This is a genomic window from Cysteiniphilum sp. JM-1 (assembly GCF_008711525.1).
Lineage (GTDB): Bacteria > Pseudomonadota > Gammaproteobacteria > Francisellales > Francisellaceae > Caedibacter.
This window is the reverse complement of the sequence record NZ_VXKS01000010.1, coordinates 84,097-107,254: the sequence shown is the minus strand read 5'-3', so window position 1 is coordinate 107,254 and position 23,158 is coordinate 84,097. Positions and strand designations below refer to the sequence as shown.

The following is a 23,158-nucleotide window of genomic DNA, read 5'->3' as shown; positions in this document are numbered from 1 at the left end:
TATCGTGTCACGACAACGATGCAAACCAAAAAAGGGAAAACCTTACATATTCGTAAGTCAACTAAGCCCAATCATGAGCAGTCTAAGATTTATAAAGCCTGTAATGCGCCAGCTATTCCACTAAAGCAGATCATTACAACGCTATAGCGCATCGATCACGTCTTCACAAAAAATCAAAAAAAACACAAAAAATCTGTAGTGCCTTAACTCAACTTTGTGTATGGCGCAAAGCATTATACTGTCTACGTTTCAGAAATTTTGCTTACCAAATTGGGTTAAGATCAAAAGTGTGATTAACAATGCTAAAATCTGGCTTCAACTATCCAAAACACAATCGATGGTTGAGGCGCTTTGGCAGTTTTCCCCTAAAGAAGCAATTATTTATAGGGAGCACGAAGCGATTCCGGCATTTACTGAAGCATCAAATAAGATGAGCAAATGGCTTAAATCACAAGGTTTTAGCTTTGTCGGACCAACGATATGCTATGCTTTTATGCAAGCAACAGGGATGGTTAATGATCATTTAAGCTCATGCTTTGTCTTTAATGCCAAATAAAACGATAGTAGCAATCATCGCCATAACAAGTATTAATAGGGCAATCAGCAAGTTGGGCGCCAAAGGTAGAGATAAAGCAAAGCCACTGATAAGGCCTGCGGCAAGCATGCTAATGCAGCCATATAAACTGCCCACTGCGCCTAAACGCGCTTTAAAACTGACAATGGCTAGGGTGCTACTGGTTGGGAAAATGACACCTGCGGCAAAGTTAAAGATAATCACTGCCAGCATGATGAATTCAAGGCTGTGACTAAAGAATACGGCTTGAATGGTAATGAGAATGCCTGAGAGCAAGAAAAGCATCACAGCAATGACTTGAGAGCGCTCAATGGAAATATATTTAAGTGCCATGCCATTGGCAAACATACCTACAGCAATAAAGGCTTCACCAATACCAAATACAATGGCGTAGTGGATTTCGCTTAAGCCAAAATATTGTTGAAATAAGAAAGCGCTCATTGACAAATAAGCGATGATAGCGCCCATAATCGTGCTTGAGATTGTCATGTTTTTAATGAATGTTTTATTCTTTATAACCCATAGATAGGTTTTAACGGATAGCTTGGCTGACAGGCGTTTTTTGGGGTTCAGTAAAGTCTCCACCAGATAAATATAAGCGCCAATATAACAGATCACACTTAAAATTAAGATGAAAATAAAGTCTGCACGCCAATGATAAACATGTGCTAAAAACGCACCAACGATTGGTGCAATCACAGGTGCCATTAAAGTGCCAATACCCATAAATGACATAAAACGTGCATATTTAACCTTATCAGGAATAACATCACGCAAAATAACACGACCTAATGACATCGGTGCTGCCATGCCAATGGCTTCAAGTGTGCGCCCAACCATTAGCATGCTAAAGTTTAGACTAAATACGGTAATCAGTGTGCCAACAATGCTAATAGCAAGGCCTGTAAGAAAAATTTTGCGTCGTCCAAAGCGCTCAGATAGGGGACCATAAATAAGCTGGGCGCAAGCAAAAACAATAAAATAATAGGTAACACTAAATGCTAATAAGTGGGCTCCCGTGCCAAAGTCTTCACTAATACTTGGTAACGAAGGGACATAAATATCAGAGACAAAAATACCTAGCATCGAGGTAACCATAATAATAAAAACGAAAATAACCTTCGCCGATGTAGATGCTTTAATATGTAACATGATGCCTGCCCAATAACTAAACTTTTAGTGTTGTAAAACTTTCAAAAATGAACGCAAGTTCAGTATAAAGTAAAACGATTTTTTGTGCTAGCCGGATTCAGGGAAAGTTTGTAGTGAAATTGTAATCATTGGGTGCTTAGTTAAAACAACTAAAACAGATGTTCAGATGATTCATTGGTTATTAAGCAGCTACTATCAGCATATATGCGTTCTTGATCACATTCACGCGTATCAAATAGGGTTTGATCATATAAGTGACTAGGGACAACATTACTAAGTGATGCAAAGATATTCTGTGGAATAATCGGGTTTTGTTGAGCTAACTCGTGAATGAGATTTTTTACCTGCTGACGCTTTAGATTTTCCTGCGTACCACATAGGTTACATGGGATAATTGGAAAAGCTTGTTCTTTGGCAAAGCGGGCGATATCGCGCTCTTGGCAATAAACCATTGGTCTGATCACCACATTTTGCTTATCTTCGGTTAATAGCTTGGCAGGCATTGACTTGACTTTTCCTTGATAAAACATCGACATTAATGCCGACTCAATCACATCATCCCGATGATGACCAAGCATGATCTTATTAATGTGGTTATCGCGTGCGAAACGATAGATATTACCGCGACGTAAGCGTGAGCATAACGAACAATAAGTTTTATTTTCAGGTACTTTATCAATAACAACAGAATAAGTATCACGCTTTTCGATAATATATGTAATGTTGTGATCTTCAAGATATTGTCTTAATCCAGAGTCATCCCAGCCTGGTTGGGTTTGATCTAAAGTGTAGACAATTAAGTCAAGTTCATAAGTGTCGTTGGCGACTAAATCGTGCATGACTTTAACCAATGTGAAAGAATCTTTACCACCGGATAAGCAAATCATCACCTTGTCACCTTTTTGAAGCATTTTATAATCGGCAATGGCTTTGGTGATATAAAAATGAAGTTTCTTTTCTGTTTGCGTCATGGTGTTATAGGCTCTTTTTAAATAAACGCTCTTTTTCACGTTTCCAGTCATGCTCTTTAGAAGCTTGGCGTTTATCATGCAGTTGTTTGCCTTTGGCGATTGCGATCTCAATTTTAACGCGTGAGCCTTTCCAGTACATTGCCAATGGTACAATCGTGTAGCCTTTGATATCGACTTTACCTAAAAGTTTATTGATTTCTCTACGGTGTAATAATAGTTTTCGCGTGCCTGCAGGAACAGGGACTACATGTGTTGATGCAGAGTGCAAAGGTGTAATCAATGCATTAAAAAGCCAAGCTTCATTATTTTTTACATGAATGTGACTATCGGTTAATTGCACACGACCTGCGCGGATGCTTTTGATTTCCCAACCTTGAAGCACAATACCTGCTTCAAAGCGCTCTTCAATTAGGTACTCATGAAAAGCTTTTTTATTTTTAGCAATCGTACTACTGGTTGCCGTTGATTTTGGTTTTATCTTTGCCATTGTTTTGCAAAATAGTGCATAAGCGTTACAATAGCCAAGATTCTAACATGAACTTATGACATAAGAGAAACACTATGACAACAATTCATCGAACGGCATTGGTTGAATACAGTGCTAAAGAGATGTATGACCTTGTAAATGATATTGATAAATATCCTCAATTTTTACCTATGTGCCAAGCAGTAGAAGTGCACATGCATACCGAAACCGAAGCTGAGGCGACACTCAAAATTGCCAAAGGTGGCGTTAAGATTGATTTTGGCACGCATAATGACATGATTTCAGGTAAAGAGATTAAGATACGATTAATCAAAGGTCCCTTTAAGCGTTTATTAGGCGTGTGGCATTTTATTCCTTTAAATGACAAAGCTTGTAAGATAACACTTGATTTAGAGTTTGAATTTTCCTCCAAAGTCATGGCATTAGCATTAGGTGTTGTTTTTAATACGTTGGCTAATACGATGCTTGATGCTTTTTGTAAGCGCGCGAAAACCGTGTATGGAGCAGAAGCTATATGAAAGTAGAAGTGATTTATGCCAGCCCTCAAGCGCAAAAGCTATATCAACTTGAGTGTGATGAAAATACCTCTGTCAAAGATGTGATTACACAAAGTGGGGTATTAAGTGATTTTCCTGAGATTGATCTAATGACGCAATCAATAGGCATTTATAGTGAAGTTGTGACACTTGATCATATTGTAAAACCTGATGATCGTATTGAAATTTATAGAAAACTCATCATTGACCCCAAAGATGCTAGAAGAATTCGCGCTGAAGAAAAGCGCAAAAAAGATGGATTAAAACTGTTTGGGGCTTAAATTTTAAATTGTGCGACATTGTCGCACAATTAACTAAAAACGAGAGACAGTGTCTCTCGAAATTAAGCAGACTGCATGATTAATATGCTTGCGCATATTAATAATAAGGAGAAAAAACATGAGCATTTGGAAAACACCTGTAACACTAGAGCAAATGAATGAGCGAGGAGCTGGTTTATTCTCGGATACTTTAGGTATTCGTTTTACTGAGTTAGGTGATGATTATTTATTAGCTGAAATGCCACTGCAAAAAAAGCACAAGCAGCCAATTGGGATAATGAATGGTGGCGTTTCTTGTGGTATTGCAGAAACCGTTGGCAGCACTGCCGCGAATTATGCCGTTGATCTGACAAAACAATATTGTGTTGGTTTGGATATCAATACCAACCATATTCGTCCGGCAACAGAAGGTGTGTTAACGGCTAAAGCCTATCCACATCATATAGGGCGGACAACCCATGTATGGGCGATTGAAATTATTGATGAAAAGGGTCGTTTGATATCGATCAATCGTTTAACAATGGCTGTCAAGGATCGATAATTTGCAACATGCAAAGCTCAAATGGCAAGACTCAGGCGAGCCATTCTCAGATAAATTTGCGGATGTTTATTTTTCAAAACAGAATGGGCTTGCCGAGAGTGAATATGTTTTTTTAGATGGGAATCAGCTGAAAAAAAGATTTGAAAATCTTGATCAAAATGCACATTTCGTGATTGCTGAGACAGGTTTTGGTACGGGGTTAAACTTCCTTGCAACGCTAAATCTTTGGGATAAATGCGCACCTAAAACGGCTAAATTAAGCTTTATAAGCTGTGAGAAATATCCATTAACTTATAGTGATTTAGAGAAAGCATTAGCTATATGGCACGAGCTTAAACCCCAAGCTGATCAATTACTTCAGCTTTATCCAAATGACTTTTATATTGGTGCAACATCTTTAAATATCACTGAAAATATCAATTTAACCTTATTAATCGATGATGCAGTAAATGCTTTGGCAGCAATTGATATCAGTGTTGATGCTTGGTTTTTAGATGGCTTTGCCCCGGCTAAGAATCCTGATATGTGGTCGGATGATTTATTTAAAGAAATTTATCGTTTAAGCCATGGCAAAACAAGCTTGTCTACCTTTACTGCAGCGGGTTTTGTTAAACGAGCGCTCGAAGCTCAAGGTTTTGAAGTCAAAAAACGAAAAGGCTTTGGTCATAAACGTGAAATGATTTGTGCTGTTGTTAAAGACACTCAAAAGTTAGCGCAAACCAAGATTAAACCGTATTTTGCCAAGCCGCAATTAACACTAAGTAAAAAGCAGAAAGTTGCAATTATTGGTGCAGGTATGGCGGGGTGCGCGCTAGCCTATGAGCTAAGCCAATTAGGCTTTGAAATTGATCTATTTGATCAATATGATGATATTGCGCAAGGTGCCTCAGGTAATCCTTATGGGATATTGAAGCCTTATATTACAGCCGATGCTAATATCTCTGATAGCTTTCATACCCAAGGCTTTGTGCATACCAGAGACTATATTTTGAAGCATAACAGCGAGATTGATTTTAGAGAATGTGGTGCTTTGGAGTTATTAAGCGATAACAAAACACAGTTGCGTTTTGATAATATTATTAAAAAGCGTGGTTTTCTTCATGGTTTGCTGCAAATCGTTGATGCAGCAACAGCTTCTGAAATAGCAGGCTGTGATATTTCATCAAGCTGTGCTTATTACCCAACGGCAATGATGGTTAATCCTTATTCGTTATGTCAGAGTCTCATTCGTAGTAGCAAAAATGTAAACTTGTTTTTATCGCATCGTTTAGATAAGTTTGTCAGATCAGATAATGCATGGCAGCTGAGCTTTACTGATAACAAAAAAAATCACAGAAGATCGTTAGCATACAATGCAGTGGTGTTTGCTGGCAATGCCTCTCTTATAAAAGATTTTGATGCTTTTAAACATATAGAGGTTTATCCGTCATATGGACAAATTACTCAAGTACACAAATTATTAAATAATAAAACAATCATACTTGATAAAGGCTATATTTTGCCAAGCGTTAATGATAAACAGCTTATTGGTGCGACGTTTCGTGATAATAATGATTTAATGACTGAAGTGCGTGAGAGTGACCACAATGTTAACTTAGCACAGCTAGGTCATGTTATTGATCCGTCAGTAGATATGAAAATTATCTTGGGACGTGTGTCATTGCGCTGTGTCACTGCTGATCATGTGCCGATGATAGGTGCCATTGCTGATAACGTGAAGTTCATTGGGCAATATTATCAACGTTTACAAAAGGGTGTTATTTTAAAAGCATTGCCTCAGATAGAGTACCTCTCTGGGCTTTATCTATTAACGGGGTTTGGTTCAAAAGGATTATGCTCAATGATGTATGGCGCTAAGATATTAGGTCAATTGATGAGTAATGGATCCCAAGCGTCAATGCCAAGTTATCTTATAGAGGGATTGCATCCCTTAAGGTTTAATATAAGAACTTTTAAAAAGAGATAAGCTTTTCTTCAAGTTTTAACTATAATGACGGCTGATAATGTAAGAATAATAAATGGATATCAAAAGATCATGGGAATAGAGAAATCGCCAATAACAACCAAGCCAAGTAAAGCGATATTAATTACTTTATTTGTTGCTGCTGGATTTATTCTGGCATATCCGCAAGCAATGATGGATATCTATTTGCCGGTATTGCCTTATTTGGATAAAGCATTAAATACATCAAAAGAAATGGTGCAGTATACGGTAGCATTTTTCCTGTTGGGTAGTGCAATTTCACAACTTATTTCAGGTGTGCTATCTGATCGCTTTGGGCGTGTGCGCATATTAATTCTAGGCTTACTTATTACGATGCTCGGCAGTGCTTTGTGCCACGTTGAGCACACTATCGAGTGGATGCTTGTTGGACGGATTTTACAAGGCATTGGCGCTGGTATGGCGGCTGTGTTAGCACGTGTCATTGTTGCGGACTCTTTTCAAGGCAAAGCTTTTTCAAAAATCTATGCGCTTCTTATTGCATTTTCAGTATTTACTGTATCAATTTCTCCGGTGATCTCAGGCTACTTAATGCAATACCAAGGATGGCATAGTGTCGTTAGCTTTATGTTTTGGTATGCTTTGATCATTGCGTTAATCGTAGGTTTTGGATTGATTATTGGCAGAAATGCCATTAAATCAACTACTTCACATATAAAAATAAATATCGCACAAGTCATAAAAATCATGTTTAATATACGTTTTCTAAGTGCTACGTTAGTGATGTTTTTTGTTTATGGTGTTGTTGCTAGTGTGCTTTTAACTTACCCTTATATTTTTGTTCAAGTTTACCATATGCCGGTTGCAGCATTTGGTTGGGTTATTGCATTAGTTATTTTATGTATGCTCATTGGTGCATGGTTGAATAGTATACTTCTTAAAAAATATACGATGATGACGTTGGTTAAAGTGGCACTCATTGTCATGTTTATTAGCATGATTGGTGTGACCTTATCATCGAATACCAGTACTTATATTACTGATATTATCTGTCTATCTGTGTTTTGGCTTGTCTATCTTTGGGTTTATCCCAATATGATTGCCATTGCAACATCCGTTTACCCAGAATATAAAGGCACAACAATCGCGATCTTTAGCTTCATTCAGATTATTGGTGGCTTTGTATTTACCGCGCTAGGTGCTTGGCATGTCTTAGATACGGTTTATGAGCTTGGCGTTACTGGCATGATCGGATTACTGTTAGCGTTAATCTCTTTTTTCATTTTGCAACGCTCAAGCCTATAAATTCAATTTACCCTTTTAAGCCACAACATATAAATGACTAAAATAATGATGCTTAAGCTTGAAAGAAAGGTAAAAGCAATCGGCATTGACAATATATCGCTAAAGGGTAATACCGTTACAATTGCTGTGATAAGTGAAGCTGCACCCATTTGAAAAAAGCCCATCATTGCTGACGCAGATCCCGCTGTTAGGGTAAATGGAGCAAGTGCCTTGGCGGTGGCGATTGGAATCACAAAGGATATCCCAGTAAAAAGAATGATCACTGGTGTTAATAAACTGTATAAATGAACGATGTCAAGTGACATAAAACACAAGAGCATAATTGCACCTATAAGACTAATAATCATGCCAATGAGTAGGATTCCATTTTGACTAATCTTATGTACCAAGTAAGTGCATAATACCGAGCCAATCATAAATGCCAGTACAATCCCCGCAGCAATGACGATGAACCAGATTTTGTCTAAGTGTAGTATGTTAATGACAATGCCTGGCGCTTCAACCAAACAGGCATAGACCATGCCGATATTAAGTCCCAATAAGCAGAGATAAACAAAATAACCGCGCGCTTGATATAACTTAAAATAGTTAATAACGAGCTTCTTGGGACGAGTCGCACCATAGTTCTTTTGACGTAGTGTCTCAGGAAAGAGAAAAATCACGGCAATAAGTAGAATAATAGCTAAAACAAATAACACGATAAAATTGGTTTGCCATGAGATAAAAGTCCCAACAATCGCACCAGCACCAGGTGCAATTGCAAAGGCAGCATTCATTTTAGCAAATACTTTGCCTTGATCTTTTAAGGAAAATGCATCGCGTACGGCGGCACTAGAAATGACTGCTCCAGCACAAGCACCAAAGCCTTGTAAGAAACGTGCAAAAATCAATATGGTAATGTTTGGACTCATTAAGCAGACAATTGAGCCAATAAGAAAAATAACTGCACCAATAACCATAATTGGTTTACGTCCAAAACGATCGGAGAAAGGACCATACAATATCTGACTAATAGAGTAGCCTAAGAGATAAAAGGTAATGGTTAGTTGAACATTGTGATAAGGTGTATTAAAGGCTTCGGCAATGCTTGGCAAAGAGGGTGCATAGATCGTATCGCCAAAAGGACCCACTGAAATCATCAGCACCAGAATAAATAAAGAAGGAGCAATAAATGCCGCAATTTTCTGCGAAGTGTTTGTGCTAGACATTTACAAGATGTTTTTTATAGTTGGATAGCAGCAAGTGTGCCACTGTTGGTTTGAACAATGATCGATTTGCCCGCAGCAATAGGTGTAGCACTAATACCATCACCACCAATTTCAACACGTGTGAGATACTTACCTGTTTCGGCATTAAAGATATGCATATAGCCTTCATAATCACCCACGGCAATCATGTTATTAATATATAAAGGCGCTGATGGCTTACGTCCTTCAAGCTCAGTGGCTTGCCAGAGTTTGTCACCTGTTTTTAGATTATAAGCGGTAATGTCACCTTTAGTATCAGTTGTAAAAATAGCCTTTTGCCCTAATGCTATATTGCGATAAACAGACGCTTTTTTCTGCCAGTTCATGCTACCTAGTTTAGTGTTGAAACTAATCAAATTGCCTTGGAATGTTGCGACATATAGCGTGTCATTATGAATGATAGGCGTGGCAGTGATATCAACCATCTGTTGAGCGGGCGATCCTGATTGAGGTAAAGCAATTGGGTTATCCCATTGTTTTTCACCAGTGGCTGTTTTTAAGCCCCATAAACTCCCAGAAGAAGTGCCAGCAATTACTAAGCCTTGGTAAATAATAGGTGAGCTGTTGCCAACTAACATTAAATCAGGCGTGGCAATCCTTTGTGTCCATAGTTGCTTACCATCTTTAAGATTATATGCTGAGATGCTACCGTCATGTGTTTGTGTGTAGATGACGTTATCAACAATAGTGGGCGCTGAGAATAAGCTGCTTGGTAATGCGCTTTGCCAGAGCACTTTGCCAGAGCTCGTATCCACTGCCACTAATGTACCGCGCAAGCTACCGGCAACGGCAACATTACCATTAACCGCAACTGCTGAGCTTAACTGCAATTTAGTATCGGTTGACCATAAACGTTTGCCTGTTGTTGCATTTACCGCTGATATATATCCGTCATAGCTTGATGTGTAGATCACACCATTTTCAATCGCAGGTGTTAGCGTTAAATCAATTTGCCCATCATTGCCATTGCCGATATTGGTATCCCAGACGTATTTAGCATCTAAGCTTGATTTAAATTCAACAAGTGGTTTAGGTGGCGTGTCATTACTTTTATTACCACAAGCAACTAAAGCGCCACCAAATACAGCAATCAGTGCGGTACTTAGAATAATTTTTTTAGTATTTTTGATTGTTAACTTTGTCATATGTTTATCCGTTATCATTTGCTTAATGCAGCAAGATTATCGATTTTCATTTGTAATAAGCTTTTAATATTTGCTAACTCTGGCTTGTCGGCTTGAGATAGTGCGCTTTGCCAGTATGTTTTCGCTTTGGCATAATCTTTGTTGGCAAAATAAGCATCACCTAATAGCATATTGCTTGAGAGACTAAAGCCCGCCAATGTGATGCTATTAAGTGTTGCAATGGCATCAGTTGTTTTGTTTTGTGCTAATTCAACGCGGGCAAGGCGAATCTTGGCAATCGCTTGAAGATTTGGGTTAAGCGTATTATCAGCGACCTGCTTAAGGCTCACTGCTGCTTGGTCTAATTGATTTTTCAAAACCGATTGCTTAGCAATTTCCAAACGCGCAAAATCAGCATAAATTGATTTAGGATAAAGTGAAATCAGGTTTTGTGCTTGATTTAAAATCGCCTCTGAATTGCTTGATGCATTATCAGCAATAAGGGCTAAATTTTGGTAAAGCTCAGCTGCTTGCACATTGTTTTCAAGCTTTCTTTTTTGCCAATATTGCCAAGCGATGATAAGTATTAAAATAACGCAAATTAGTGTCACTAGCTTCGAGCCATATTTTTTCCATAAAAGCTTTACTTTATCTAACTCATTATTATCCAATTGTTCAGCCATATTTGTTGTTCGTCTTGATCAAAACATTGTGTGGCAATATATCATAAAGCGTGGTGTCACTGTAGTATATTATTGGCTTTTGCTAGATAAAAACGGCAAAATGTTTGGGATAAGTGATATCGATTGTTTTAAATAATCTGTTGTGCATTTTGTAGCAGTATTCGATGTATTTTATCTTTAGAAAGATTAAAAATGCCAACCAAAAGGTCGCGTGTTTGCAATAGAGATAATGGTGTGTTTATTTTGTTTCCACTATTTGGTATTGGCATATCAGGGGAATCGGTTTCCAGTAAGATATTTTCAATGCCGATGCGTTTTAAAACATTGGGTAATTTACTATTAGGGTAATGCAAAATGCTGCCAATACCTAGTTTAAAACCAAGGTCGCAATAGGCTTTTGCAATATTAAAGCTACCAGAGAATGCGTGAATAATACCACCATGCGTAAAATGATGATGTTTTAATGTGGCAATGACTTCATTATGCGCTTTAACACTGTGAATGATCACCGGTTTTTGTAAATCTTGGGCAATCGCTAGTTGTTCATTAAAAAAGAACACTTGCTGATCGAAGCTCTCTAAATAGCGCTTGTCTAAACCGATTTCACCAACCAGTGGAATGTGATGCGCTAGAAGCCATGATCTCAGTGCACTAAGGTGTTCCTTTTGATGCTGCTCAACAAAGCATGGATGTAAGCCCAATGCTGGTGTGATTGATGGGTATTGTAAACTTAAATCAATGACTCTTTGCCAGTTACTAAAAGCTACAGACGGATTAATAAAGTGAGTAATATCGTGCTTAAGACAATGATCTAAAAGATTGTTGCGCATGCGATCAAAACAAGGAAAATCAAGATGGCAATGGCTGTCTGTAAGCATAAAAGTGCCCCTTATTTTACAAATTGTAGATAATATTGTGATGCTATTACATATTTTATTGATATATTTGATACTGTCTAGATGATCAGTGGAGGAAAAATATATGGAATTTATTCATAACATAGTAGCAGTGGTTGATGGTTATGTATGGGGTCCATACATGTTGGTGCTTATCTTAGGCGTTGGTTTGTTTTTGATGTTGGGCTTAGCGTTTTTGCCGCTAAGGAAAGTAGGGTTTGGTTTTAAGTTATTATTTAGACGTCACTCAAATGACACGAGAGAAAAAGCAGGGGAAATCTCGCCTTTTCAAGCCTTGATGACGGCACTCTCGGCAACGATTGGAACAGGTAATATTGCAGGGGTTGCAACGGCCATTGCCATTGGTGGACCAGGTGCGATATTCTGGATGTGGTGCACGGCATTAGTTGGAATGGCAACGAAATATTCCGAAGCGGTATTAGCGGTAAACTTTCGCGAGGTTGATCAAAAAGGGGCTTATGTTGGTGGTCCTATGTATTACATCAAGAACGGCTTAGGCAAACGTTTTGTTTGGCTTGGTATACTTTTTGCTATATTTGGTTCTGTTGCTGGGTTTGGTATTGGTAATATGGTGCAGATTAACTCAATGGCAGATGTCATGAGTCAAAACTTATATATTCCAAGTTATGTTAGTGGAACATTTGTTGCGTTATTAGTTGCCTTGGTATTGCTTGGAGGTATTAAGCGAATTGCCGAGGTTGCCAGTAAGATTGTTCCTTTTATGGCAGTGGTCTATTTTGTCAGTTGCTTTATCGCGATTGTTTTAAATATTAGCGCTTTGCCAGCAGCTTTTGCTTTGATTTTTAACTATGCATTTAGTCCAATTGCTGCCACTGGTGGATTTGCCGGTGCTGGTGTGATGCTTGCCATTCAGATGGGTGTCGCGCGCGGCGTGTTTTCCAATGAGGCAGGCTTGGGGTCTGCCCCTATTGCGCATGCTGCAGCTAAAACCAATAGCCCAGTCAAGCAAGGCACGATTGCGATGCTTGGCACATTTATCGATACGATTGTCATTTGCACGATGACAGGGCTTGTCATTATCTTATCTGGGCAGTGGAGCGGTGGCTTAAATGGAGCAAGTCTCTCATCAGAAGCGATGAATACCTTAATGCCAAATTTTGGCGCCTGGGTAATTACCTTTGGTTTGATCTTGTTTGCATTTACGACAATTCTGGGTTGGAGCTACTATGGTGAGCGCTGTGTTGAATTTTTGTTTGGTGTGAAAGCGATTATTCCTTTTCGGATAGTTTGGGTTATTGCAATTCCAATTGGTGCGGTGTTAAAGCTTGATTTTGTGTGGTTATTAGCCGATACCTTAAATGGCTTAATGGCGCTACCAAACTTAATTGCATTGTTGTTATTAAGCCCAGTAGTATTTAAATTATCGCATGCCTATTTTCGTGAAAATACGCATAGTTCCCCCAAAAAATAATCATTAGCTTTTATCAATCTGAATCGATAGCGCATGGATTTGAGTTTGCATGAGCTCACCTAAACAAGCATAGATTGCTTGATGTGCCTTTAATGTGCTAAGTGAACTAAGCTGTTCACTGGCAATGCGCAATTTAAAGTGCGATTTCCCCGCTTGAAACTGTTTATGTTTTTGATGTTTATGCGTCTCGTCAATAAGCTCTAGTGTAGAAGGTGAGAACGCTTTCTCAAGTTTATCAATAATCTCTTTCTCTAATGTATTCATATAATCAGCGGATGATGCGTGTTGGTGTAATAATGGTGTCCATTTTAATGTCCCAATCATTCATTGCAATGGACTTATGTTCAAATTTGTCAAATTGTTGCTCATCAAAGGCAATACCAATAAATTCAGTTTGGTTGAAGGTTTTGCATAATGCTAATGAACTATCATAAAATCCACCACCCATACCAATGCGATTTTTATGTGAATCAAAGCCAACCAGTGGCACGATAATCATATCAAGCTCCCATGGGGCTAAAATGTCTTTGGCAATAAATAAGGGCTCTTCTAGGTGATATTTATTAAGTCGTTTGCTCTCTGTTTCTTTAGCAAAAAAAAGTTGGCGCTGTTTTAACGGATGTAACACTGGATAGTAAAGCGCGTGAGTTTCACTTAAAACCTCATCAATCCATCGTGGTGAGATTTCCTCATCAGATGCGTAGTAGCTTGCTATTTTTTTTGGACTTGAAGTTAATAAAGACTCGTAATAGTCAAAAAAAATCGTTTGCAGTTCTTTAGCATATGTTGTTTTTTGTGTCTTAGAAATTGCTTGCCGTTGTTGGCGTAAAGCTTGGCGAATACTTTGTTGCATAGCAAATATAAATATCAGAAATAAAGCTCATTGTATGAGAAAAAATACAAATAAGTCGATGCAAAATTGCAGGTTGTAAAAATAAATCTAGCCGCGTGTATAAAATCTAATTAAAAATGTTTTCAATATCAGCAAAACGGCATATGCTGTTTTTGTCTTTTTATTAAACGTTATGTGTTAATTACCATTCATATTTGTGGTGAATGTAGATACAACATAGCGATGACAGAAAGATTTAAGGAAAGAACAGGGGAAGTCTATAGAACAGTATAGAAAAGGAAGCTGGTAATACAGGAGGAAAATATGACAATTCAACGTCTACAGGACCAATCAAAAGCATTGACAGAAGTGATTACCCTTTTTTCAAAAGAGGCTAAAGTCTACGCACAAGATATTGATAACTTGGCAAGTCAATATTATTTAAGGATGACATTAGAGGAGAAGCGCCAACATCGTTTTGATGGCGCGGTAGATGTAGTAATGGGTATGGCAACGGTGGCTGCGACGTTTTTTGGCGGACCATTGGGTTATGCGATTGCTACCAGTGTTACCAGTATCTACAAAGCATCTCAGGTTGACGGAAGCTTAAAAGAGCGTGTTGCCAATACGTTACTTGTTGCTGTGACATCGAACCTGACGAATTATATTGCAGCCAAAACCATTAGTGCGGATATTCGTGGCTTTAGCATGACTGATCCGATGACCGGCAAAAAGAACTATGATCCGACAAATGAACTTTATACTGCAAAGTATAAGGCTCAGAACTGTATTAATGAATTTCTAAACACCATGGTCAAATCTGGTGATCGCGGGGCAATTGACAGCAAAACAGTTGAGGAAAAGGTCGATTATTTGCAGCGCAACCAAGACAAATATGCCGAGTATGCTTTAAATCAAGCCATTTTAATGGTGAGCTTGCGTTTGTATCATCTTAAATCAATAACAAAGGGTGTGAATTATAAAACCAACTTGTTATACATTAGTCTTACTAATTTGGTTGCAGCTGTTCAACCTGCAGAGCGTCATCTAGGAACCAAAACGCGCGAAGTCTATAATCGCTTTTATGCCGACAAGGACAAACTAGGTAACATGACACCCGAAGAAGTTAAACAAGTGCGTCAAGAGTTGCTTAAGAAAGTCATTCATTCTGAAGTGATGGCACGCGATACAAGCTATAATCGCAAATATAAAAAACTCAACTTCACAAATAATGGGCTTCAAAGTGAATCGCTTGAAAGCTATCCTGTTTATGAATTAAGGCAAGTTGGTCAAGCTAGACAAGCCGAATATAGCATAACGCGAGAGCAGTTTTTTAAAGTGATTGACACCAAAATCACCTTGTGGGCGTATTTTGATGATTACAATAGCTATTTCAATAAAAAGCTAGGTGCTGAAGTGAAACGAGAAATCGTTAAAATAATTCCTGAACATTATCAAAAGCACTGGAAAGAAACCTTTGGCAATGATTTGCGTGTACGCGACTTAGCAATGGTCTATTTAATCAAAGTCATTCCTGAATTTATTTTAAATGAGCCTATATTTAGCTCATCGCTAATAGGTGAGAACTTGAGTGATGCGATGAATCAATATTTGAGTGCTATATATAATGGCATTATGAGTGCTTGTTATTTTTATTTAGAATTTTATTCATTACGCAATCGAGTGGCTGGTCGATCTACTATTAGACAAAGAGATATTGATGATGCCGTTACCTTGAGTTTTTGCTTGGCAGAAAAAATAAAAGGCATCCTGTGCGCGCCTTTATATCGTGTTAAGGTTGATGCCACGGTATCACCACATGGCAAAGAAAAGCTTAAAACCTATGGGCTTGGTGAAAAGCATTTAAACGAACATAATCAAGCCTTAGATGGCGATGCTTTTTTAAAGTTAGTTGAAGCTTTTGATCTAGAAAAGGTCAAAGGTTTTGCCGAAGATAGCACTCCCATAGATAAAGGAATATTACCTACGCAGCGTAAAGATCTTGCCACAAAAGTTTTCGATCAACTTAAAACATTTATTTTATCTTGGGATACAGCAGCGCCATATGTTGCTAATCGTGCTAACGATTACCAAATGCATGAAGAGATTAATCAAGCATTTGCGGATGTGTTGCCAGAGCCAACGGCTATTTTGAGTTTGACAAAAACAGAGATCACTCATGCGCAGATTACGCATGCGGCGGAAGACTTTAAAAACATCAGTGAATTTTATCAGGATCGTGGTAATCAGCGCTATGTATCAGGCGGTATTGCGGTCAAAACAGGGATGGTTGCAGCTGGTAATGAGCGAACAGAGTATGGCAATTACGGTGAGAAATATTTACAGCATTCGCTCACAAGCCTGAATACAAAGGTGGGGGCAACAAGTCAAAAGCCTGAGCTTAATAAGGCATCACGCTATTTTGCATTACAAAAGAGCTTTCTAAAGCAACGTTTGAGTTTACAGGCCTATCATCATAAAAAAGCAAGCATTGAAGATGTGCTTGAAAATATCGAGGAAACGATGCTTTTAATCACTGCTGAGTTGTTTGCCAATGAAGAAATGGAAATTGAAAACATTAAACGAAAGCAAAAATATGATGACAATTTACAACTTTTTAATCATGAAATGGCACAGCCTGCAAGGGTAAATGATCATGAAGATGTGAAAAAATCATTAGAAAAAAGAGGAATTATTTAGATTTATATTAGTGTTGTGTTTGCTCACCTGATTGCTGTTGCGCAAGTCGTTGCATGTAAAGTGCATCAAAGTTAATAGGTGCTAGATTAATCTGTGGGAAACCGCCACGATTGATTAGGCTATCAATGGTTTCTTTGGCATATGGGAATAGTGTGGTTGGGCAAAAAGCGCCTAGCATTGGTGCAATTTGATCTTCCGGCATGTTTTGTAACGTGAAAATACCCGCTTGAGAAACTTCGATCAAATAAGCATTTTTATCATTGTTTTTAACAGTAACAGTTAAGCTTAGTTCAACTTCATATACATCATTATCAAGCTTTGAAGATGTTGTATCCACATTAACATTAGCTTCAGGTTGCCATTGTGCTTTGAAAACATCAGGTGTGCTTGGTGCTTCAAATGAAATGTCTTTGGTATAAATTTTTTGAACAACAAAGTTAGGCTGACTATTTTGTGTATTTTCCATGTTTAATCCTATTATTTTCTATCAAATTTGAGACGTTATTATGCCCGATCAAAGCTTAAATACCAATAGTTTTACTGGCAAACAAAGATCAACGGTTTGAATTTAAGGAAAGATTAAGGAAAGAGCATTTTGCCCCAATGAAGTTTTGAGCGTAATGAGTGAAAATAGTCATAATCCAATGGATGCAGGATCGTTACTGATTTTGGGCAGCGACTAAGTTTTATAGTATCCCCTGGCGTGAGTTGTAGCTTCATGTGCCCGTCAAAACTTAAGCTTGGTTCTGGATTGTTATACTCACCAATAGTGATTTGAATGTCACAGTTGGCATTTAGAACGATAGGGCGGCTATTTAAGGAATGCGAGAACATCGGCACCATAACAATGGCATCAAGTCCAGGATGCATGATAGGACCCCCTGCAGATAATGCATGCGCGGTTGAACCGGTAGGGGTTGCCACAATCATACCGTCAGCACGTTGATCAAAAGCGTAGCGACCATCGATATGGACATGCATCTGAAACAAACGGCTGTGCTGACCTGCGGCAATAACAATATCATTTAATGCCACGGTTTTTTCAGGTGGGCAGATGTCACTTTTGATTGATGCTTGTAGCATAAAGCGTTGTTCTTGTTGGTAATTCCCTTCAAGCACATCAAATAAGCGCGTGCTTAATTCATCGGGGTTTATATCGGTTAGAAAGCCAAGCTTGCCACGGTTAATCCCAACAATGGGGATACTACTTAGCAGAGATAAGCTTCTTGCCGCATTTAAGAAATTACCATCCCCGCCAACAACGACGACAACATCACAATGCTTAGCAATTGCTTTTAAATCATAACCTTCACCAAAGCGATGATCTAAACTCTCTGCCGTTTCGGCTTCAAGATAAATGCGTGCTGAGTGCTCAATCAATGTATCCGCTAGGTATTCAACAGTTTCAGCAACTGCAGGGTTATCATGCGTGCCGATGATGGCAATTTTTTTGAAAATAAAACCCATGTTGTATAGATTGTCCTTAATTTTTTAAACCACAAAATGATACTCTAGCACTACAAACTAAAGCGCATGGTCATTGTTAACTGGTTGGTTTCTTGTCACTAAAAGATGTCCATCATCATATATCAGTTAAGTATTCTTTACCAAATGCTTTTGTTTAAAATTGCATGGATAAATTAGGTTAAGCGCTAAATAAATGCTTACCAAAACGATACTACTGCCTTGAAGGTTTGTTTTGTCACGAAACTCAATTAAAGCCGATGAGTCAAGTCATATCATAAAAATATTCAAGGAAAAAAATACCGCCATTCATAAAAAATAGCGCTAGAATAGCACGAGTATTTTTTGGTTTTTAAGTTATGAGGAGCCCCCATGTCGTTGACAGAAGCAACAGCTACAATAGATTTTCAAGCAGCATCCTTGGATATTTGGGATAGTAAATACCGTTTGAAAACACGTTTAGGTGAACCGGTTGATCAAGATATTGATGCGACATATCAGCGTGTTGCGAAAGCATTATCAGAGGTTGAGACAACCAAAGCGTTGCGACAAAAATATTATGAAGAGTTCTTGTGGGCTTTAAGAAATGGTGCCATTCCTGCTGGAAGAATCGTCTCTAATGCTGGCGCACTTGAGCATAAACCTGCCACCTCTACGATCAATTGTACGGTGTCAGGCACAATTCATGATTCAATGGATGATATTTTGCAAAAAGTGCATGAGTCAGGATTGACACTTAAAGCTGGATGCGGGATTGGTTATGAGTTCTCGACATTACGTCCAAAGGGTGCGTTTGTTGCAGGCGCTGGTGCGCATACTTCAGGTCCCATGTCATTTATGGATATCTATGACAAAATGTGTTTTACCGTGGCGTCAGCAGGTGGTAGACGTGGTGCACAAATGGGCACATTTGATGTTGGGCATCCTGATGTCTTTGATTTTATCCGTGCCAAACGTGAAGATGGACGTTTGCGCCAATTTAATCTGTCATTACTCATCACTAAAGACTTTATGGATGCCGTTGAGCATGATGGGCAGTGGCATTTGGCTTTCCCAATGACCGAAGCTGAACAAAAAGCGCATAAGATTGATTTACAGGATAAATCACAAGTATTATGGCGCGATTGGGCAGTGAAAGAGGGGTATATCAGTGATGATTCAGGACTTGTTGCTTGCAAAATTTATAGCACGATCAAGGCGCGTCGTTTATGGGATATGATCATGTCATCAACCTACGACTATGCCGAGCCTGGATTTATCTTAATCGATAAGGTTAATGAAGATAATAACAATTGGTTTTGCGAGACAATACGCGCAACAAACCCATGCGGTGAGCAACCATTACCACCTTATGGCTCTTGTTTGTTAGGTTCAGTTAATTTAACTAAGTTTATTGAGGCACCATTTACCAAAGAAGCACGTTTTGATTGGGATAAATATCGCAAAGTCGTGCGTATTTTCACGCGTATGCTTGATAATGTCGTTGAAATCAATGGCTTACCATTAAAAGAGCAACGTCATGAGATCGAATCCAAACGCCGCCATGGCATGGGCTTTTTAGGTTTGGGTTCAGCCATTACCATGCTTAAGATGAAATATGGCAGTAAAGACTCAGTAGCGTTTACCGAAGAGGTTGCCAAGCAAATGGCATTAGAAGGTTGGCGTGAAGGGGTTAAACTTGCCAAAGAAAAGGGTAGTGCGCCTGTGCTTGAAAAAGACTACACCGTTACAGAAGAGTTTTTGCGCTTGCGTCCTGAAATGGCAGCAGATGGGATTAAAGTCGGTGACATTATTAAAGGACGTATGTTACATGCTAAATATAGTCGCTATATGCAGCGCATCTCCCAAGAAGACATCTCCATTATTGATGCTATTTGTGAGCATGGTTGTCGCTTTACCCATCACACATCGATTGCCCCTACGGGGACGATCTCGTTATCATTAGCAAATAATGTGAGTAACGGTATTGAACCAAGCTTTGCGCATCACTATGCGCGCAATGTCATTCGTGCAGGTAAAAAATCCAAGGAAAAGGTGGATGTGTTTTCTTATGAGTTATTGGCATATCGTCAGTTAGTCAATAAAGAAGCCATGCCATTTACCAAGGATCCAGCACAAAAATTACCAGAGTATTTCATCAGTGCCGATAATGTCAAACCAAAAGAGCATGTTGATATTCAAGCAGCTGCACAAAAATGGGTTGATTCAAGTATTTCAAAAACGGCTAACGTGCCGACTGATTTTCCATTTGCTGATTTTAAAGACATCTATCTTTATGCCTATCATCAAGGTTTAAAGGGTTGCACGACCTTTAGGTTTAATCCTGAAGTTTTCCAAGGTGTATTGGTTAAAGATGAGGATCTTGAGAAAACCAAGTATCGTTTTACCCTTGATGATGGCTCAGTGCTTGAGTTAAAGGGTAATGAAATGATCGAGTATGATGGTGAAGAGCACACAGCAGCAAATCTTTATGATGCTTTAAAAGAAGGGTATTACGGCAAGTTTTAATCCTTAAAAATAAAACTTTGGCTGTTTTAGATTGGATAAATAGCCAAGACTATCCGATAATATAGATCAGGCAATTAATCCATAAGGAAAAATTATGTGGGCAATTATCGGTAGCAGTGGATTTGAAGAATTTGATGAGTTTGAAGTATTAGAAACCTTACCGCGCGAGACACCATTTGGGCTATGTTCAAATGGCTTTTATCGTATTAAAGTCGGCGATGCTGAAATGTTGTTTTTGTGTCGCACAGGACAGTCTGAAAATATCTTACCGAGTAAAATCAATTATCGCGCGAACATTTATGCCCTTAAAAAATATGGTGCGACCGCTATTTTAGCTTTGTCATCTGTGCGTAGCTTGCAAACGGTATTAAAACCCGGCGATATGGCAATCCCTTATCAGTATATTGACCGCACCAAAGGGTTGCGCGAGTCCACTTTTTGTGATGATGGCATCTTAGCCTATGTTTCACTAACCCATCCAATCAGTGAAAAGGCGGCTAACATCATCAAAAAACAAAAATCTCATTTTGATTTTCCTATTCATTTTGGACAAATTTGCGTGTGCATTGATGGTCCGCAATTTCCAACGATGATTGATGCTAAATGTTATCAGGCAATGGGTGGTGGAGTTATTGGCATGACTGCCTTTCCTGAGTTTGCCTTAGCACGCGAGGCGGGGCTTCATTATTTACCTTGTAATTTTATCGTTGATTATGTGCCATGGTCAGATGATATCGCCAATAATGATTGTATATTACAAACGCGCTTTGATAACCATGCTAAGGCTGTGATGTTAATTCATTGGGTTGGTGAAAACTTAACTGAATTCTCACAAAGTGATTGTAGTGATCAAGGAATTGCAAGCTCGATCAGTGGTATGGGTGACAGAATGACGCCGCGCCAACAAAGCTGGTTTAACGTGTTAGCAAAATCTCATGGTGAAGCGATTGTTTCTACATCAACTGCTGAAACTATTCGAGAGGTAACCCTCTATCATGGGCAAAAAGCGGTACCAGAAAAGCTGCAAAACTTATTAGATTTCGTCAATAAATATAGAAAAGATGATATTTTATCCATTGCAGGTGTGCGCAAATCGGCAGCATCGCTTATGTTATACGCTGGCAGCAAAGTCGATATTGCCTCTGTGCGTGATTTTGCGGTTAAGGTAGATGGGCGTGAGATTAATGTACGCTTATATCATCCAAATCCTAAAGAGCATTTACCTATTGTGATTTATACTCATGGTGGCGGGTTTGTTTCAGGAACACTTGATTCATTTGATGCGCCGTGTAGGCATTTGGCACATACAACCAATCGCGTGGTGTTGGCTATTGACTATCGTTTAGCACCTGAGAATCCATATCCAGCTGGGTTTAATGATGTCTATCAAGTCGCTAAATGGGCATATGAGCATGCTGTGGATATTAAGGCTGATCATAATGACTTTACCATGATTGGTGATAGCTCAGGAGGCAACTACACGGCACTTTGTGTTGAGAAATCCATTCAAACAGGCGAGTTTACGGTAAGCAATCAAGTGCTTATTTATCCGACAACTGATTTGACACATAACACCGAGTCAATGCGCGAATTTAGTCAAGGGTATTTATTAGAGTCACGTCAAGTCAATTGGTATAACGCACAGTATCGACCTGAAAATATGGATGGTACTGAGCCAGAGATATCGCCACTGTACATTAAAGATCTTGAAAAAATGCCACGCACAATGGTGTTTACCGCAGGCTTTGACCCATTAAGAGATGAAGGTTTGCTCTTTGCGCAAAGTCTGATGGAGAAAGGAGTTGACACACATCATTATCATTTTGATAACATGATTCACGGCTTTATTAATTTTGGTAAATTAGTGCCGCAGGAATGCGAAGTATTGTATCAGCGGATCGAACGTTTCTTGGCTGCTAAATAACACTATGGCTTTTTTGAGCTTTTTAGATTATCCCAAGATTTTTGCCAACGATTAATATTGTCTCTTGCGGTGGTGTTGAAGTAATCGCTTGGTGACATTGCAGTATTTGATTTTTTGGAAATGGCTTCCGTGGCGTGTTTTTGTCCTAGATATAAATCCAGTGTTTTATTAAAACACATCACCAGCGTATTTTGCATATCGGTGCCATAAGATTTAATAATGTGTGCCAAAAATTCATTACTAAACATCTGTCGAGGGCTCGTTTCCTCAAGATCGTTAATAATCTGCATGAGTACACTACGAGTGATATCTTTGCCACTTTTATTCTCAACGACAACGACATTTTCATGCTCAATAATCAGTTTGTGTACACCTTCTGCGGTAATATAACAACTGTCTTGAGTGTCATACAAACGCCGATTGGGGTACTTCTTAATGAGTCTAACTTCGTTTTTATCGTATTGCTTCTCCATGAAAAAATTCCCATCATCTAGAAAACTTACTTGAATCGCAGTGTAACATAAATCATTCATTATCA

At 38.7% G+C, this 23,158-nt stretch carries 22 protein-coding genes; 10 read left to right on the top strand and 12 right to left on the bottom strand.

Going from position 1 to position 23,158, the window contains the following annotated elements; genetic code table 11:
- Nucleotides 1–289 precede the first annotated feature (289 nt).
- Nucleotides 290–556 (top strand): DNA-3-methyladenine glycosylase I, encoded by a 267-nt coding sequence (locus F3D68_RS06325; protein ID WP_263478729.1) that lies wholly within the window; start codon nucleotides 290–292, stop codon nucleotides 554–556.
- Here the strand turns inward: F3D68_RS06325 and F3D68_RS06320 are convergent.
- From F3D68_RS06320 to smpB, 3 genes are all read right to left on the bottom strand, one after another.
- Nucleotides 530–1,726 carry a Bcr/CflA family efflux MFS transporter gene (locus F3D68_RS06320; RefSeq protein WP_151193603.1) on the bottom strand — a complete coding sequence of 399 codons (1,197 nt, stop codon included), beginning with the start codon at nucleotides 1,724–1,726 and terminating at the stop codon, nucleotides 530–532. The genes F3D68_RS06325 and F3D68_RS06320 overlap by 27 nt on opposite strands.
- A gap of 149 nt (nucleotides 1,727–1,875) precedes the next feature.
- Complete coding sequence (gene ttcA / locus F3D68_RS06315; protein WP_224728254.1) at nucleotides 1,876–2,697, bottom strand: tRNA 2-thiocytidine(32) synthetase TtcA; 822 nt, start codon at nucleotides 2,695–2,697, stop codon at nucleotides 1,876–1,878.
- Between the two features lie 4 nt (nucleotides 2,698–2,701).
- Entirely contained in the window at nucleotides 2,702–3,184 is a 483-nt protein-coding gene (smpB, locus tag F3D68_RS06310; RefSeq protein ID WP_151193601.1) for an SsrA-binding protein SmpB, read from the bottom strand.
- 74 nt (nucleotides 3,185–3,258) lie between these two features.
- Between smpB and F3D68_RS06305 the strand changes: the two genes are divergently transcribed.
- The 5 genes from F3D68_RS06305 (at nucleotide 3,259) to F3D68_RS06285 (ending at nucleotide 7,789) form a co-directional block, all read left to right on the top strand.
- Complete coding sequence (locus tag F3D68_RS06305) at nucleotides 3,259–3,702, top strand: type II toxin-antitoxin system RatA family toxin (RefSeq protein ID WP_151193600.1); 444 nt, start codon at nucleotides 3,259–3,261, stop codon at nucleotides 3,700–3,702.
- Nucleotides 3,699–4,001 (top strand): RnfH family protein, encoded by a 303-nt coding sequence (locus F3D68_RS06300; RefSeq protein WP_151193599.1) that lies wholly within the window; start codon nucleotides 3,699–3,701, stop codon nucleotides 3,999–4,001. Before F3D68_RS06305 ends, F3D68_RS06300 begins: the two co-directional genes overlap by 4 nt.
- Nucleotides 4,002–4,119: 118 nt before the next feature.
- Nucleotides 4,120–4,542, top strand: coding sequence for a hotdog fold thioesterase (locus F3D68_RS06295; RefSeq protein ID WP_151193598.1), 423 nt, complete (start codon nucleotides 4,120–4,122; stop codon nucleotides 4,540–4,542).
- Between the two features lies 1 nt (nucleotide 4,543).
- Nucleotides 4,544–6,508 (top strand): bifunctional tRNA (5-methylaminomethyl-2-thiouridine)(34)-methyltransferase MnmD/FAD-dependent 5-carboxymethylaminomethyl-2-thiouridine(34) oxidoreductase MnmC, encoded by a 1,965-nt coding sequence (gene mnmC, locus F3D68_RS06290; RefSeq protein ID WP_191092726.1) that lies wholly within the window; start codon nucleotides 4,544–4,546, stop codon nucleotides 6,506–6,508.
- A 69-nt stretch (nucleotides 6,509–6,577) separates the two neighbouring features.
- Complete coding sequence (locus F3D68_RS06285) at nucleotides 6,578–7,789, top strand: MFS transporter (protein ID WP_191092725.1); 1,212 nt, start codon at nucleotides 6,578–6,580, stop codon at nucleotides 7,787–7,789.
- Nucleotides 7,790–7,791: 2 nt separating this feature from the next.
- Here F3D68_RS06285 and F3D68_RS06280 read toward each other — a convergent pair whose 3' ends face one another.
- The 4 genes from F3D68_RS06280 to F3D68_RS06265 all read right to left on the bottom strand — a co-directional run bounded on the left by F3D68_RS06280 (nucleotide 7,792) and on the right by F3D68_RS06265 (nucleotide 11,721).
- On the bottom strand, nucleotides 7,792–8,997 hold the full coding sequence (locus F3D68_RS06280; RefSeq protein ID WP_151193595.1) for a multidrug effflux MFS transporter: 1,206 nt from the start codon (nucleotides 8,995–8,997) through the stop codon (nucleotides 7,792–7,794).
- 14 nt (nucleotides 8,998–9,011) lie between these two features.
- Nucleotides 9,012–10,181 (bottom strand): outer membrane protein assembly factor BamB, encoded by a 1,170-nt coding sequence (gene bamB, locus F3D68_RS06275; RefSeq protein ID WP_191092724.1) that lies wholly within the window; start codon nucleotides 10,179–10,181, stop codon nucleotides 9,012–9,014.
- A gap of 14 nt (nucleotides 10,182–10,195) precedes the next feature.
- Nucleotides 10,196–10,843: a YfgM family protein gene (locus tag F3D68_RS06270; protein WP_151193593.1), complete on the bottom strand. Its 648-nt coding sequence runs from the start codon at nucleotides 10,841–10,843 to the stop codon at nucleotides 10,196–10,198.
- A 128-nt stretch (nucleotides 10,844–10,971) separates the two neighbouring features.
- Complete coding sequence (locus F3D68_RS06265) at nucleotides 10,972–11,721, bottom strand: TatD family hydrolase (protein WP_151193592.1); 750 nt, start codon at nucleotides 11,719–11,721, stop codon at nucleotides 10,972–10,974.
- Between the two features lie 103 nt (nucleotides 11,722–11,824).
- Here F3D68_RS06265 and F3D68_RS06260 point away from each other — a divergent pair, with 103 nt between their 5' ends.
- Entirely contained in the window at nucleotides 11,825–13,192 is a 1,368-nt protein-coding gene (locus F3D68_RS06260) for an alanine/glycine:cation symporter family protein (protein ID WP_151193591.1), read from the top strand.
- 3 nt (nucleotides 13,193–13,195) lie between these two features.
- On the opposite strand, the gene F3D68_RS06255 is transcribed toward F3D68_RS06260, so the two are convergent.
- Both F3D68_RS06255 and F3D68_RS06250 read right to left on the bottom strand, forming a co-directional pair.
- The gene (locus F3D68_RS06255; protein ID WP_151193590.1) at nucleotides 13,196–13,456 is read right to left on the bottom strand and encodes a BolA family protein; all 261 of its coding nucleotides are present in this window, start codon (nucleotides 13,454–13,456) and stop codon (nucleotides 13,196–13,198) included.
- A gap of 4 nt (nucleotides 13,457–13,460) precedes the next feature.
- Complete coding sequence (locus F3D68_RS06250) at nucleotides 13,461–14,045, bottom strand: 5-formyltetrahydrofolate cyclo-ligase (RefSeq protein ID WP_151193589.1); 585 nt, start codon at nucleotides 14,043–14,045, stop codon at nucleotides 13,461–13,463.
- A 303-nt stretch (nucleotides 14,046–14,348) separates the two neighbouring features.
- On the opposite strand from F3D68_RS06250, the gene F3D68_RS06245 reads away from it, so the two are divergent.
- The gene (locus F3D68_RS06245; RefSeq protein ID WP_151193588.1) at nucleotides 14,349–16,724 is read left to right on the top strand and encodes a hypothetical protein; all 2,376 of its coding nucleotides are present in this window, start codon (nucleotides 14,349–14,351) and stop codon (nucleotides 16,722–16,724) included.
- Between the two features lie 7 nt (nucleotides 16,725–16,731).
- Here F3D68_RS06245 and secB read toward each other — a convergent pair whose 3' ends face one another.
- The gene (gene secB / locus F3D68_RS06240; RefSeq protein WP_117002667.1) at nucleotides 16,732–17,190 is read right to left on the bottom strand and encodes a protein-export chaperone SecB; all 459 of its coding nucleotides are present in this window, start codon (nucleotides 17,188–17,190) and stop codon (nucleotides 16,732–16,734) included.
- A 113-nt stretch (nucleotides 17,191–17,303) separates the two neighbouring features.
- Nucleotides 17,304–18,191 (bottom strand): NAD(+) kinase, encoded by an 888-nt coding sequence (locus F3D68_RS06235; RefSeq protein WP_151193587.1) that lies wholly within the window; start codon nucleotides 18,189–18,191, stop codon nucleotides 17,304–17,306.
- 369 nt (nucleotides 18,192–18,560) lie between these two features.
- On the opposite strand from F3D68_RS06235, the gene F3D68_RS06230 reads away from it, so the two are divergent.
- Both F3D68_RS06230 and F3D68_RS06225 read left to right on the top strand, forming a co-directional pair.
- Entirely contained in the window at nucleotides 18,561–20,696 is a 2,136-nt protein-coding gene (locus tag F3D68_RS06230) for an adenosylcobalamin-dependent ribonucleoside-diphosphate reductase (RefSeq protein WP_151193586.1), read from the top strand.
- Between the two features lie 94 nt (nucleotides 20,697–20,790).
- Complete coding sequence (locus tag F3D68_RS06225; protein ID WP_151193585.1) at nucleotides 20,791–22,620, top strand: alpha/beta hydrolase fold domain-containing protein; 1,830 nt, start codon at nucleotides 20,791–20,793, stop codon at nucleotides 22,618–22,620.
- Nucleotides 22,621–22,622: 2 nt separating this feature from the next.
- On the opposite strand, the gene F3D68_RS06220 is transcribed toward F3D68_RS06225, so the two are convergent.
- Complete coding sequence (locus tag F3D68_RS06220) at nucleotides 22,623–23,093, bottom strand: polyhydroxyalkanoate synthesis regulator DNA-binding domain-containing protein (RefSeq protein WP_191092723.1); 471 nt, start codon at nucleotides 23,091–23,093, stop codon at nucleotides 22,623–22,625.
- Between the last annotated feature and the right edge of the window lie 65 nt (nucleotides 23,094–23,158).

What these genes read in the sequence shown, in the direction of transcription:
- F3D68_RS06270 (WP_151193593.1), bottom strand. Translation starts at nt 10,843, where the DNA reads ATGGCTGAACAATTGGATAATAATGAGTTAGATAAAGTAAAGCTTTTA.
- F3D68_RS06300 (WP_151193599.1), top strand. Translation starts at nt 3,699, where the DNA reads ATGAAAGTAGAAGTGATTTATGCCAGCCCTCAAGCGCAAAAGCTATAT.
- F3D68_RS06285 (WP_191092725.1), top strand. Translation starts at nt 6,578, where the DNA reads ATGGGAATAGAGAAATCGCCAATAACAACCAAGCCAAGTAAAGCGATA.
- F3D68_RS06295 (WP_151193598.1), top strand. Translation starts at nt 4,120, where the DNA reads ATGAGCATTTGGAAAACACCTGTAACACTAGAGCAAATGAATGAGCGA.
- F3D68_RS06265 (WP_151193592.1), bottom strand. Translation starts at nt 11,721, where the DNA reads ATGCTTACAGACAGCCATTGCCATCTTGATTTTCCTTGTTTTGATCGC.
- F3D68_RS06320 (WP_151193603.1), bottom strand. Translation starts at nt 1,726, where the DNA reads ATGTTACATATTAAAGCATCTACATCGGCGAAGGTTATTTTCGTTTTT.
- F3D68_RS06260 (WP_151193591.1), top strand. Translation starts at nt 11,825, where the DNA reads ATGGAATTTATTCATAACATAGTAGCAGTGGTTGATGGTTATGTATGG.
- F3D68_RS06255 (WP_151193590.1), bottom strand. Translation starts at nt 13,456, where the DNA reads ATGAATACATTAGAGAAAGAGATTATTGATAAACTTGAGAAAGCGTTC.
- secB (WP_117002667.1), bottom strand. Translation starts at nt 17,190, where the DNA reads ATGGAAAATACACAAAATAGTCAGCCTAACTTTGTTGTTCAAAAAATT.
- F3D68_RS06230 (WP_151193586.1), top strand. Translation starts at nt 18,561, where the DNA reads ATGTCGTTGACAGAAGCAACAGCTACAATAGATTTTCAAGCAGCATCC.
- F3D68_RS06245 (WP_151193588.1), top strand. Translation starts at nt 14,349, where the DNA reads ATGACAATTCAACGTCTACAGGACCAATCAAAAGCATTGACAGAAGTG.
- F3D68_RS06220 (WP_191092723.1), bottom strand. Translation starts at nt 23,093, where the DNA reads ATGGAGAAGCAATACGATAAAAACGAAGTTAGACTCATTAAGAAGTAC.
- F3D68_RS06280 (WP_151193595.1), bottom strand. Translation starts at nt 8,997, where the DNA reads ATGTCTAGCACAAACACTTCGCAGAAAATTGCGGCATTTATTGCTCCT.
- ttcA (WP_224728254.1), bottom strand. Translation starts at nt 2,697, where the DNA reads ATGACGCAAACAGAAAAGAAACTTCATTTTTATATCACCAAAGCCATT.
- F3D68_RS06250 (WP_151193589.1), bottom strand. Translation starts at nt 14,045, where the DNA reads ATGCAACAAAGTATTCGCCAAGCTTTACGCCAACAACGGCAAGCAATT.
- F3D68_RS06305 (WP_151193600.1), top strand. Translation starts at nt 3,259, where the DNA reads ATGACAACAATTCATCGAACGGCATTGGTTGAATACAGTGCTAAAGAG.
- F3D68_RS06225 (WP_151193585.1), top strand. Translation starts at nt 20,791, where the DNA reads ATGTGGGCAATTATCGGTAGCAGTGGATTTGAAGAATTTGATGAGTTT.
- smpB (WP_151193601.1), bottom strand. Translation starts at nt 3,184, where the DNA reads ATGGCAAAGATAAAACCAAAATCAACGGCAACCAGTAGTACGATTGCT.
- F3D68_RS06235 (WP_151193587.1), bottom strand. Translation starts at nt 18,191, where the DNA reads ATGGGTTTTATTTTCAAAAAAATTGCCATCATCGGCACGCATGATAAC.
- bamB (WP_191092724.1), bottom strand. Translation starts at nt 10,181, where the DNA reads ATGACAAAGTTAACAATCAAAAATACTAAAAAAATTATTCTAAGTACC.